Here is a 13047-nt window from a genome sequence, read left to right as displayed (position 1 = left end):
TGTGCATTTTAACCTTACACATCAGCCTGTTTTATTTACTTTTTAACTGCTTTGGGAGCCAGGGTTAAAAACATCCTTTTTCCTTCCAGCTTTGGTAATTGTTCTACTTTACCGTTATCTTCCAACGCCTGTGCAAAACGCAGTAACAGGATTTCGCCCTGTTCTTTGTATACAATGGCACGGCCTTTAAAGTGTACGTAGGCTCTCACCTTTTCTCCGGCTTCCAAAAACTTCATGGCATGCTTTAATTTAAACTCAAAGTCATGATCATCGGTATTCGGTCCGAAACGGATCTCTTTAATAACCGTTTGCTTGGCATTGTTTTTTATCTCTTTCAGCTTTTTCTTCTGTTCGTAAATGAACTTGTTATAGTCCGTTACTTTACAAACCGGTGGAACAGCATTCGGAGATATTTCAACCAGGTCAAGCTCCTGCTCCTGTGCAATGGCCAGTGCGTCTCTTAAGGAGTAAACTCCCTGCTCAACATTGTCGCCTACCAGACGAACTTCCTGAGCCCTGATGAATTGATTAATGTTGTGTTCAGCTTCTTTTTTCTTAAAAGGAAGCCTTGGTCCTCTATTGAAGGGTTTGTTTAATGCCAAGTTATACTTTTATTTCTTTAGTTATTTGTTCTTTAAAATCTTCTATGCTCATACTTCCTAAATCGCCCTGACCATGTTTCCTTACAGAAACCAAGCCTTCGGCAGCTTCTTTTTCACCCACAATCAGCATATAAGGGATCTTTTTGACTTCAGCATCACGTATCTTACGCCCTATTTTCTCGTCTCTAAAATCAATCAGCCCGCAAATATCGGAATCTTTTAACACATCAGAAAGTTTTTTTGCATATTCCTCAAATTTTTCTGATATGGGTAAAATAATAAACTGCTCGGGTGATAGCCAAAGCGGGAAATTACCAGCACAATGCTCAATCAGTACCGCTATAAAACGCTCCAATGAGCCAAACGGCGCCCTGTGGATCATTACCGGGCGGTGTTTCTGATTATCACTGCCAGTGTACTCCAGTTCAAAGCGCTCAGGAAGGTTATAATCAACCTGTATGGTACCCAATTGCCATTTACGCCCCAGGGCATCTTTCACCATAAAATCAAGCTTGGGGCCATAAAAAGCGGCCTCACCCAATTCATGTACAGTGATCAAACCTTTTTCCTCAGCAGCTTCAATGATAGCAGATTCTGCCAAAGCCCAATTTTCATCTGTACCGATATATTTTCCTTTATTTTCAGGATCGCGAAGTGACACCTGTGCAGTATAGTTCTCAAAGCCAAGAGCTTTAAATACATATAATACCAGATCGATCACTTTTTTAAACTCGTCTTTTACCTGATCGGGACGGCAAAATAAGTGTGCGTCGTCCTGGGTAAAGCCACGCACACGGGTTAAGCCATGCAGCTCGCCGCTTTGTTCGTACCGGTAAACAGTACCAAACTCTGCCAAACGAACCGGTAGATCCTTGTAGGAGCGAGGCTTACTTTTGTATATTTCGCAATGGTGCGGACAGTTCATTGGTTTTAAAAAGAACTCCTCTCCTTCCTGCGGTGTTTTTATCGGCTGAAATGAATCGGCGCCATACTTTTCGTAGTGACCTGATGTTACATACAGGTTTTTATGTCCAATGTGCGGTGTAATTACCTGTTCATACCCTGCCCTAACCTGTGCTTTTTGTAAAAAGTTAGTCAGGCGTTCGCGCAAGGCAGTACCTTTTGGTAACCACAAAGGCAGACCCATACCCACTTTTTCAGAGAAAGTGAACAGTTCCAGCTCTTTACCCAATTTGCGGTGATCGCGCTTTTTAGCTTCTTCGATCATGTGCAGATAGTCGGTCAGCTCACTGGCTTTAGGAAAGGTAACTGCATAAATACGTGTAAGCTGTTTACGTGTTTCATCACCGCGCCAGTAGGCACCAGCAACACTCATCAGTTTAACAGCCTTAATAAAGCCTGTGTTAGGGATATGCGGCCCACGGCATAAATCGGTAAAGTTGCCTTGAGTATAAAAAGTGATGGAACCATCAGCCAGATCCTTGATCAGATCAAGCTTATACTCATCGCCTTTCTCGGTAAAATATTCAATCGCGTCGGCTTTGCTTACCGGCTTGCGGATATATTCTTCTTTGGTTTTGGCTAGCTCAATGATCTTATCCTCAATCTGTTTAAACTCGTCTGAAGAAAATTCACGGTCGCCAAAGTCAACGTCATAATAGAAACCGGTTTCGATAGCCGGACCGATACCAAATTTGGTGCCCGGGTACAGTGCTTCCAGTGCTTCGGCCATTAAGTGGGCCGATGAATGCCAGAAGGTTGATTTACCCGAAGCATCGTTCCAGGTTAATAATTTAACGTGCGCGTCCTGTTCAATGGGGCGGCTGGCATCCCAAACCTGTCCATCAACTTCGGCGGCTAATACGTTACGTGCTAATCCTTCGGAGATCGACTGTGCGATCTGTGCGGAAGTAATTCCTTTGTCATACTGGCGAACGGATCCGTCAGGGAGTGTAATACTAATCATCTACAACTATGATTTAAATTTTTATAAAATTACGTTTGCCGATCACCTACAAAGTGATCTTTATTTTTGTGGCGCTAATTTAAGATTTTATTTTGATTTAGGATTTTCAAAATCCCCATACCCCTTTTAAAAACTTTTTAAACCCTAAATTTTAACACTTTTCTGATCAAAATCGGCCTAAAAACGCTTAAAATTTGATTCAAAACCATCGATTTTAACACTTTTTAACAAATTCCAATGCCATTTTGATAGGTTTTAAAAACTTTAAAAAGTTTTAAATAATTGAAAATCAAATAACTAATTAAAAAAAGATCGATTTCAGGTCTTGATTTGGCCTTAACTAAACAGCCCGTTACTCTGATAAAAGAGCAACGGGCCGTTTAATATGATGATGTAAAGATACGAAATTTAAGGTGATTTATTTATTGCCTTACCGGCTTTTCGGGTAGCATTTTTATTAGCTCTTTCTCGCCATTAAATAAATAGTAGGCAACAAATTTAAGCGGCTCAGTATCTGATTGGTTGTCAAAATGTTCGATAGTGGTATTGGCAGGTTCATAAAAAGCATCTCCGGCATGTAAAACCCTGGCCGACTGCCCTTCCGCTTCAAACAATACCGTGCCCGAAACAACATACCCCATCACCGGTATAGGGTGCTGGTGCCTGCCCGTTTTTTGTCTGGGTTTAAAGGTGATTTCGCGGACATCAACACTCGAAACATTACGAACAGGAAACTCCGCCATGAATATTCTTTTGCGGGTAATACTATCCCTTAAACCGATATGCCTTGCGGTAACTTTTAAGGGGCTTAAATTAGCTGCATTTACCACACCGGCAAATGCAAGGCTGATCGTCATAATTGCAACTAAATTTTTCATGTAATTATGACTATTTAAACCGGGAATTGTTTCAATATGATTTATGAGCCCTATCATTCCTGTCCTCTCGGGGTTTCTCGAGCTTTAAGTTGTTTGTAGATAACCTCTCTTTTAAGTAGATTTAGAGGAGATAAAAGTGGTCAACGCTTTTTATTTTTTATTTAGACTGTCTTTACAGGTGGTATCAAACTTCATGGTAGTATCTTTTCCTGTAGTCTTATTTTTGACCCTGTAATTAACCGAATTTATGTTTTTGATGATTGAATCAGTAACATCTATAAAATCATACATCCCATAAAATTCAGGAGTAAAAATCATTGATTTTTCCCGGTTGTTTTCTAAATAAACAATTGTTTTTTCATTGTGATTGGCATGATCAATAAATTTCTTGAAAACAACTGATTTAATACTTTGGGCGTAAACATCCTGATGTATATAACATCCATGATATCTATCAGTGAGGTAAGGTAAAACCTGAAAAAAGACAGCATAGATTATTGCCCATCCAATTAACCAAAATATTATCCTTTTCTTCATCACAAATATAAATCACCATACAAATTAGCAAAATCTCACCTCCCTAGCCCAAATCACACATTCCCCCAGCCCAATGTGAGTACATCGGCCAAGTGCATGGTTTGTATGGGAAGACTATTTTTGTCGATATAGCTTTGCAGGTGCAGCAAGCAGGAAGCATCGGTAGAGATTATATACTCCGCCCCTACGGCCAGTGCATTATCAACTTTTTGTTGAGCCATTGCGGTAGATATACCATCGAATTTAACGGCAAAGGTGCCGCCAAAGCCACAGCAGGTTTCGTTATCTTTCAGATCGAGCAGTTCCAGGCCAAGCACTTTAGAGAGTAGCTGGCGGGGTTCGTCTTTGATTTTGCATTCACGCAGTCCGGCACAGCTGTCATGGTAAACGGCTTTACCATCGAGCTCAGCGCCAAAATAATCAAACTGCAGGATGTTTACCAGGAAATCAGAGAGTTCGTAGATATTGCCCTGTACGGCCCGGCATTTATTATGTACAGCAGTATTGGTGAACAGGTCATTATAGTAATTTTTCACCATGCCTGTACAAGAAGCCGATGGCGTTACGATCACACTGTCGTCCGAAAAATCATTCAGGAATTTGCTGCCCACTGCTTTGGCTTCGTCCCAGAAACCGGCGTTAAAGGCTGGTTGACCACAACAGGTTTGGTTAGGATTAAAGCTTACTTTACACCCTGCTTTTTCCAATACTTTTACGGTATTAAAAGCGGTATCAGGGAATAACTGATCTATAAAACAGGGTACAAATAACTCAATCTTCATCTATTACACAATTACACAGCGCTTAGCTCCGCATTTTGCTTAACTTTTTTTTCTGCCGACAACAAAGAAAACAATAATATTAAACCTATTATAAAAAATATGGCCAATACCAATACCGAATTACGCGGGCTGCCGGTCAACTCCTCAAAAAAGCCAAAGCTAAACACCCCGCCCACTATCGCCAGCTTTTCGGTAACATCGTAAAAACTGAAGAACGATGCAGTGTCGGTAATGTTTTCGGGTAAATATTTAGAATAGGTGGAACGCGACATGGACTGGATACCGCCCATTACCAAACCTACTACTGCTGCCACCACATAAAACTCAGTAGCTGTAGTAGTTAAATAAGCTGCGGCGCATACACCTATCCAGATGATCACCACCCCTATAAGCACCTTTACATTTCCATATCTCCCGGAAAGCCTCGACATTAATGTTGCCCCGCCAATGGCTACCAGCTGAATTATTAAAATGGTAGTGATCAATGCCGAAGTAGGCATATGCAGTTCTTTAGCCGCAAAGCCTGTAGCCACCAGCATAATAGTTTGTACCCCCATGGAGTAAAAGAAAAACGCAGGCAGGTATCTTTTGAGCAAAGGCATGGTTTTTACTTTTCGCCAAACTTTGCCCAGTTCTATAAAGCCTCCTTTGATGATATTATGATCGTGACTTACCGCATTGGGGCTTCCCTTGGGTAATACAATAAACGGAATAAGGGCGAACCCCATCCACCATACGCCTACCAGCAGGAAAGATAAACGGGCCGGGAAGGTTTGATCAACAATACCAAACAGTTCTGGTTTCAGTACAAACACAAAGCAAATAAGCTGCAGCAATACACTGCCGATATAGCCATAGGTAAATCCTTTGGCGCTTACGTTATCCTGCATGTCAACTGTAGCAATTTCGGGCAGGTAAGAGTTATAAAACACAAAACCACCGCTGTAGCCAATAGCCGCCAGTGCGAAGGCTATAATACCCAGTTCGATATGACTGGCATCGAAAAAATAAAGTACGCCACACGCCAGGGCGCCTACAGCTGTAAAAAACTGCATGAATATCTTTTTATTCCCCTTATAATCGGCAATGGACGATAGTATGGGCAGCAGCAAAACAATGATCAGGTATGCGGCCGATAAGGCATAATCAGACAATGCGGTATTGATAAAACTTTTGCCAAAGAACGTTACCCTACCGCCATTGGCCTTGGTAATAGCCACATAATAAGCCGGAAAAATGGTAGAAGTGATAACGAGGTTGTAAGCAGAATTGGCCCAATCAAAAAAGGCCCAGGCCCTGATGGTTTTTTTATTATTTTTGGTTTCCATTGAACAATAAAAGTATACAAATTTTAGTATTTGCAAAAAGCAGATATTTTAAGCCGGGCTTAATTACCTGTTAATTTAATTATTTGCAGAAACAAGTTGATATTTAAGGGGTTTAACTAAAAAATTAACCCTTATGAGAAGAGCCGCCTGGCTGTTATCATTCAGCCTCCTTATCGTTTTTAATCTTGTGGCGCAAACTCCTACACTTAATGGTGTGTATGCAGGTATGCGATTTTCGGTTAGTCCGCTTATCGGCGGCGGCATGAACAGAACGGATATGGTGATATTGTTTAGGCCTGACGGTTCGTTTAATAACGAATTAAATAAACCCGACTGGAAAACCAGGGTGAGTGGACATTACCAGGTAAGCGGATCAAAAGTAACGGTGAATTATACCCGCGGAACTGACCAGTTTGACATACAGGACGGTGACCTTCATGGTGGCGGTTCAGTATTATTTAAGCTCAGCGGATCGGCTATTCCCCCGGGATATTATGAAATGAAACATGTGGCAGGTGCCGGTGGAGCAGGCTCGGGCATGGTTGCTGTTGGGGTATCCAGCAATAATGGTTTAATTTTTGATGGAAAAGGACATTTTAGTAATTCCAAATCGGCTGCGACTATAGTTTCGGGCGATAATGTAGGTGGCGGAAGCACCAAAAACAGCAGCGGTAGCGGTATTTATAAAATAGATAATGGTACGCTTACCCTCACCTACAGTGACGGAAGGACAGAAATACATAACTTTTTTTGTCAAACGGGCGGAAGAAAGCCTATGGCAGCGATTGATGGAGGGATATATTTTATGAAGGGCGATGATGACAAACCTGCCAAAACTACAAATACGATGAATCAACCCGGTAAAACAAGTATTGCCACAACTACCGATGCAACAGGTAACACCGAAGCAAAAGCATTGCTTTTAAAGGCCAACAGCATACATGGCGGCACTAAGCTCGATGTGATTAAAACCATGCGCTATTCGGCTACTATTATGGGCGTAAAAGCAATATCTTATTTGGATATACCCGGCAACAAAATCCGGATAGAACTTTGGGAAAACGGTAAGATGATTTCTGTTGAACAGGAAGAAAATGGCAACGGCTGGCAATGGCTTAACGGCAGAAAAGCGGCTATGCCTTCTGCAAGGATAGCGGAAATGAAGAGTACTTTCTATTCGGGTTTGCTGGGGTTACGCAAACCGGCCATCAACCAGATGCAGGTAGTGAGTATGCAAAAATTGAAGAATAATAACACTTATTCGGTTTTATGCAGGCTTGACGGTAACGATTATATTTTTGCCATTAACGATCAAACCCAACTAGTGGCCGAGGCCAATAAAACATCGGGCAGAACATCCATATCTGTCCTGTCAGATCTGCGCCCGGTACAAGGTATCCTGATCCCTTTTCATGAAGTGGTTACATCAGGCATCAAAAAACTGGTTATTCAATACGATAGCTTTGAGATCAATCCCGGCTTTAATGCGGATACCTGGAGTGTACCCGCAGGGATGTAACGATGAACATAGGGCAAAACTAAAAAGCGTCATTGCGAGGCACGAAGCAATCTCTACTAAGGCTGGTCAACTTTGGATGTTGGCTCTGTACAGCATAGAGATTGCTTCGTTCCTCGCAATGACGTGTGTTTTTTTATTTAAAGCCCTTCCTTTCGAGAGGGCTTTTGTGGGGTTTATTTAGCGCTCCATTTTTGTTGTAAAAGCTTCATAAAATAGCCACCCACTACGCTACGTGCCTGGAAACCTACCTGTTTACCATTGGTAGTTTCGTGCCAGTCGCTCAGGGGTACACGGGTTGGTGTTTCCATAGCATATTTGTAAACCGGGTTAGCCAACGCCTCAAAATCGGCTTTGTTTTTGGCTAAAGTAGCTGTCCAGATGATCCAGTCGCTTTTGGTGTAGGTTTTACGGCTATCCAATGGCAATCCGTACTGATTTTGTTTGGTTAGATAAAACTTTACCTCCCGGTCATAAACCGATTGCGGGAACAGATTTAAGCCCAGTATCTTATCCCAGATAATATTATATTTCTGACTCCAGGTATCTTTTTTATCAAACACCAGCGAATAATGATCGCCGGCGTCGGCCATTTTCATCCATTTGCTTACCATATCTTTAGCCATTGCCCTGTATTTTGCAGCCACGTCCTTCTGACCAAGCAAATCAGCCAGGCGGGCATAACAACCTACCCCCACAATAGCTTTGGCCGATAAATTGGCGTTACGGGCCAGGTGACCGGCAAAATCATCGGTACAAAGCTGATTGGCAGGATCTAAGCCTTCTTTAGCCAGGTAATTTGTCCAGGTGGTTAATATTTTCCAGTGCTTTTTGGCATAAGCAGGGTTATTGCCATTCGCTTTCGCTATAGCCAAAGTTAATGCCAGCATATTACCAGACTCTTCTACAGGCATACCTTCCCCATAAGTTTGACCATTGGCTAAAGGATAGGTGCCCAGATCGTGGGCAGCAAAATCATGGGCAAATTTACCGCTTTCGCTAAAATAGAAGATCCCATTCATCATACCTTCCATCAATTTAGGGTTGTAAAGCAAATATAAGGGCGACGAGGGATAAGTAATATCAACAGTATTGATGGAGCCATTACTGAAATTCTCTTTCGACAGAAATAAGATTTCACCTTGCGGGCTTTTTACCAGTACATGAGCAGCAATAGATTGTCTGTAAGCCAGTACACACAGTTTAGCGTAATTAGTACCACCAGCATTTTGAGCATCTTTATACATAGAGGTATTAAATGCAGCACATTTTTGCAGAATACCAGGATATTCCACGGCAGCTTTTGCCAGTACCTGTTCTATGGTTTTAGTTTGCGCGTTTTGCCACCATGGTTTTAAATTGGTATGAAAGTATTGTACCGGTGTAATATCATCATAGCCCAGCTCCACAAATTTAGCCACGGCTGTTTTACCCACTTTACCAAAAGGTATCACGGTATTTAAAACCAGGTTGCTTCCCTCTTTTACCGTTGATTTGCTGTCGCCGCTAAAAAATGAATCGACAGCTTGTTTACCGGTGCTTACATATTGTTGTGCATTGGCTGCTTTTGGTACGGCCACATACATATATCCCCAGTCGATACGCAGATCGTCGCCTTTCTTTTGCAATATGGGCTGCTCTATGGTGCCTGCTTTTAAAACCGACAGCGTACCCGATGTGTATTGTTGCGTGGTTACCGGTTGTTGTGCTGTATTGCGTGCAATATCTGCCGATGCACCAAAGTAAACTTTTACATCATGTGATGCCCCATCATTTGATTTTACTTTATAGCTGATATAAGACACCGGACGTGATAAAAGATTAAGATCACTCATCAGCAATGGCGAGGTGAAGGTAAGCTGCAGATCGGCCTTCCCGCATTTAAAATTGTAAATAGTTTGGGTAGCATTTATGGTTACGCTGGTTTGTTTTGCCAGTTCCAAAGCAGTATGGCCTGTTGGTTTAAGCTCATCGGCCAAACCGGCATCAAGCCAGGCACCGCCACCGGTGTTGGTACAATGTAAAGCCAATACATTTTCGCCTTTTTTCAATGCGCTTACTGCATCGTCAGAAAGTATAAAATATTGCAGATCGCCATTGGCGCCCCCTTGTTCGTTTACTTTTTTACCATTGATGTAAACCTCGGCTTCGTCATCGTGGTGCAGCCTTAGCCAAAGTTTATTAAAATTCAAATCGTTCAGGGTAAAAGTGCGGCGTACCCAGATATCACGACCTGTCCATAAGGTTTTGGCAGCCTGTTTATCATTACTAAATGGAGCAGTCCCCGTTTTCCAGCTGCTATCATCAAATTTGGCAGACGCCCAATCTTTGGAAGGTTCTGTCTCTGTAAACTTACAGGCATAAGGTTTTTCATCAGCTGCAGCCAGTACAGTTTTATATTCAACCGGCTCTTTGCCCATAAAACGGTAAACGGTGCCATCAACTTTAATCAAACCCAGCATTGATTGATCTTTACCTGTCCAGTGATGAGTGGTAGATTCATTCAGGTTATCGGTGAACGACCAGATACTGAAATAAGGATTGTGTGTGATAAGCGGATAAGCAGGAGCTTTGGTAGCCTGTGCCCTGGCCAAAAAACCGGCCAATGCAAGGCAAGCAACTAATGGGAACCTTTTCATGTTTTTATAAATGGTTTATACAATATGGAATTATAGAGCCGTAAATATTTGCATTTTCCGCCTTAAAACAGATACCCCACCACAAAAAGCGTTAAATTGACGATTAATTGAGACGATATGTAGAAGATGTGCAAATGTGCGGATATGCAGATGTGCAGATGAGGTTAGATGCGCTAATGAGATTGAATACGTAAACGCACCAGATCAAGAAATCAAATCATCAATCATTACCTTCATTTGCACATCTGCATATCCGCATATTTGCACATCCGGTTTTATTTGCACATCTGCATATCCGCACATTTGCAAATCTGGTTTTACTTAAACAGTTCGAAACTATATTGAGCTACACTCCAGAACTCATCTAGCGCTATGATACGAGGTTTAAAAAATGAAATAAGTGCAGGCCAGTCGTTACGATTAAAGATGCTTGCAGATGGCAACGTTTTGATAATACGACTTACCAGTTTATTATTTTCGTCGCGGGTATGCAGTTCCCAATCCCACTCTTCATTAAAATTCGTGTTAAGTACAGCTTTCAGCTCTTTGAACTGCTCAAACATTAGTTCTTGCATGCCGGCGTCGGGGTGTGAAATTTCGATAGCAATGTAGGCCTGGCGATTACCGGCCTGCATTTTAAAGTTGAGGTGCTTGATGCCGGTTTTATAATTGATCCAATTAATTCTTAAGCCATCGGCCGATAGCTGTGGTGCTATATACTGCCCAAATGCGGTCCAAAAAGCTTGTCTGATCTGTGATGCCTCGTCTTTTGAATACAATGTGTTGTTGATAATTTTACTGAGCCTGCAAAATTATAGAAAATATCGGCAACGGTATTTGAATGAGTAATTTTGGATTATATTTTTTTACGATATCTATTGTAATGAAACTATAATAATTATCGTTATGGTATTTATTACAATTAAAATAAAAAGACAAAATCATATGGTAACCTTGTCACAATTACCTATAAATATAGTCTTACTAAATATACTAAATCTATGAAAACCTCCATTTACCTCGTTTTGTTGCTTATTATTTTTTCATTTGATAACACCTATGCGGCCGATAAATATACTGCCGGTTATTATATCGACTCTACTCAACATAAGGTTGAGGGCCTCATTTCTTTTGACGGTTCTGATTGCGAAAATTTTCTATTCAAAAAACAGCTTGGCGATAAAACGCTCAAAATAAATGTGGCCAAATGTCCGCAATTTGAGGTGGGTGGCCATGAATACGTAGCTATTAGTCAGGTAGATTATGTTGTTATCTTCCGAAAAAGGCACATTGATAAAGCCTACGCCGAGCTCCTGGAATCGGGTAATGTAAAACTCTATATGATTGGGTTAGCACTATCAAGGATGGACAAAGTACACCACGTTGCTGCGGTGGCTACAGAAGTAGCCGATAATACCAAGGGAAGTGACATGTCTGGTTATTTCACCAAAAAACGTATCTATTATTATGTAAAAAGAGATAGTGAAAATAAATACACACTGGTCGACCATCACAAAGGTAAATTCAAAAACCAAATGGAGGCTTACTTAAAGGATAAGCCCGAGATAGTGGCACAACTGGATAAGAATAAAGATTATAATTTTAATAATATCGAATTGATTGTTCATGCTTACAATGAAAATTCACCTGTGCATACAAAATAGGGTTTATCAAAAAAACAATCAAAAAGCAGCCTGATTGAGAGGCTGCTTTTTGATTTACAGAATTCGGCTTAAAACCTGTCCCAAAACGCAGGTGGTTCAATACCTAATGTACGCAGGTAAACATAAGCTTGTGCACGATGATGGATCTCGTTATCAATAGCATAAAGTATAGTGCCAATATTTTTATTTTCATAAGCTCCAAAAGCCAGTTCAACTTCTAAAAAACGCTCTATGGAAATTTGTGGCCAGTACTCATTCAATTGCGCAGTGATCTGATCCCATTGCTTTAAAATTTCGGCTTTAGGTTGTGCCTGTATTTTTCCCGAAGAATGATCAAGCAGGGTATTCCACTTGCCGGTGATGATACCATCAATACCGTGATGAGTTATATCCATAATTTCAATAGCCATTACGCCAAATGAACGCATCCCTCCTACAGAATAATTGAATAATTTATCTTCCGGAAAAGCCTCAATAACTTTCCGAGTTAATTTGCGGTGACCTTGCCAGTGGTTTAATAAAGCTTCTGGCGAAATAAGTTGAGCGGCTGAATTGTCTACTTGTTGTTGGATTGAATTTGTTTCCATGGTTTCTTTTGTTTTGATTATAAAACAAAGTAACTGCAGGCCAGTGACAGCCTTATGTCAGTAGCCATGAAAGAAATTAAAAAAATAAATATCTCTTTGAATTATCTATTTTTTTATAAGTTTACCGCAACTTTAGGGGTGTCCTTTAATGGACTGAGATAATACCCTTTGAACCTGATGCAGTTAGTACTGCCGAAGGGAAAAGTGACGATAACCCTATGTGGTTATTTTTTCTTTCCTCCATGTAACGGGGCCATTCCTAAAGTCGAGATTTTAGAAACAGAATGGAAATTACCGTCAATCAACAAACTTACGAGGTTACCGATGTATGCAATGTGCAGCAAATGCTCGCTATTGTATTCGATGCCCAGCCAAAAGGCATTGCCGTAGCCATCAACCAGGCCATTATTCCAAGAGCCAATTGGGATAATCAGATACTCAGCCCCAACGATCAAATCGTCATCATCAAAGCAACACAAGGAGGATGATGTTAGATGTGCGGATATGCAAATATGAAGATGTGCAGATAAATCGCCCCTTCACAAAAGTCACTAATTCATTAATTCACTAAATCAATAATTATTAAG

At 41.1% G+C, this 13047-nt stretch carries 12 protein-coding genes and 1 riboswitch; of the genes, 3 read left to right on the top strand and 9 right to left on the bottom strand.

The genetic code is table 11. The annotated features are described in order from the left end of the window. Nucleotides 1-35 precede the first annotated feature (35 nt). The 6 genes from infC to G7092_RS03580 form a co-directional block, all read right to left on the bottom strand. Nucleotides 36-602, bottom strand: a complete 567-nt coding sequence (infC, locus tag G7092_RS03605) for a translation initiation factor IF-3 (protein WP_090470682.1) — start codon at nucleotides 600-602, stop codon at nucleotides 36-38. A gap of 1 nt (nucleotide 603) precedes the next feature. Beyond that, nucleotides 604-2529, bottom strand: coding sequence for a threonine--tRNA ligase (gene thrS / locus G7092_RS03600; protein ID WP_166086267.1), 1926 nt, complete (start codon nucleotides 2527-2529; stop codon nucleotides 604-606). A 422-nt stretch (nucleotides 2530-2951) separates the two neighbouring features. Next, the gene (locus G7092_RS03595) at nucleotides 2952-3407 is read right to left on the bottom strand and encodes a cupin domain-containing protein (RefSeq protein WP_202985212.1); all 456 of its coding nucleotides are present in this window, start codon (nucleotides 3405-3407) and stop codon (nucleotides 2952-2954) included. A gap of 150 nt (nucleotides 3408-3557) precedes the next feature. After that, entirely contained in the window at nucleotides 3558-3944 is a 387-nt protein-coding gene (locus G7092_RS03590) for a hypothetical protein (protein ID WP_166086265.1), read from the bottom strand. A gap of 53 nt (nucleotides 3945-3997) precedes the next feature. Then, nucleotides 3998-4726, bottom strand: a complete 729-nt coding sequence (locus G7092_RS03585) for a (Fe-S)-binding protein (protein WP_166086263.1) — start codon at nucleotides 4724-4726, stop codon at nucleotides 3998-4000. A gap of 11 nt (nucleotides 4727-4737) precedes the next feature. Beyond that, entirely contained in the window at nucleotides 4738-6054 is a 1317-nt protein-coding gene (locus G7092_RS03580; RefSeq protein WP_166086261.1) for an MFS transporter, read from the bottom strand. 133 nt (nucleotides 6055-6187) lie between these two features. On the opposite strand from G7092_RS03580, the gene G7092_RS03575 reads away from it, so the two are divergent. Then, nucleotides 6188-7573: a hypothetical protein gene (locus G7092_RS03575; protein ID WP_166086258.1), complete on the top strand. Its 1386-nt coding sequence runs from the start codon at nucleotides 6188-6190 to the stop codon at nucleotides 7571-7573. Nucleotides 7574-7746: 173 nt separating this feature from the next. On the opposite strand, the gene G7092_RS03570 is transcribed toward G7092_RS03575, so the two are convergent. Then, entirely contained in the window at nucleotides 7747-10209 is a 2463-nt protein-coding gene (locus tag G7092_RS03570; RefSeq protein WP_166086256.1) for a glutaminase family protein, read from the bottom strand. 317 nt (nucleotides 10210-10526) lie between these two features. Next, nucleotides 10527-10988, bottom strand: coding sequence for a DUF4268 domain-containing protein (locus tag G7092_RS03565; RefSeq protein ID WP_166086254.1), 462 nt, complete (start codon nucleotides 10986-10988; stop codon nucleotides 10527-10529). A gap of 222 nt (nucleotides 10989-11210) precedes the next feature. On the opposite strand from G7092_RS03565, the gene G7092_RS03560 reads away from it, so the two are divergent. Beyond that, entirely contained in the window at nucleotides 11211-11873 is a 663-nt protein-coding gene (locus G7092_RS03560; RefSeq protein ID WP_166086252.1) for a hypothetical protein, read from the top strand. Nucleotides 11874-11941: 68 nt separating this feature from the next. Here G7092_RS03560 and G7092_RS03555 read toward each other — a convergent pair whose 3' ends face one another. Continuing rightward, a complete protein-coding gene (locus G7092_RS03555) occupies nucleotides 11942-12460 on the bottom strand; it encodes a DinB family protein (RefSeq protein WP_166086250.1) in 519 nt (172 codons plus the stop codon). A 124-nt stretch (nucleotides 12461-12584) separates the two neighbouring features. After that, nucleotides 12585-12678: riboswitch (TPP riboswitch) on the top strand. A gap of 66 nt (nucleotides 12679-12744) precedes the next feature. On the opposite strand from G7092_RS03555, the gene thiS reads away from it, so the two are divergent. Next, nucleotides 12745-12948, top strand: coding sequence for a sulfur carrier protein ThiS (gene thiS, locus G7092_RS03550; protein WP_166086248.1), 204 nt, complete (start codon nucleotides 12745-12747; stop codon nucleotides 12946-12948). The last annotated feature ends 99 nt before the right edge of the window (nucleotides 12949-13047 follow it).

This window comes from Mucilaginibacter inviolabilis, from assembly GCF_011089895.1.
GTDB lineage: Bacteria > Bacteroidota > Bacteroidia > Sphingobacteriales > Sphingobacteriaceae > Mucilaginibacter > Mucilaginibacter inviolabilis.
Note: the sequence above shows the minus strand (reverse complement) of the source record. Positions and strands in the feature narration are given on the sequence as shown.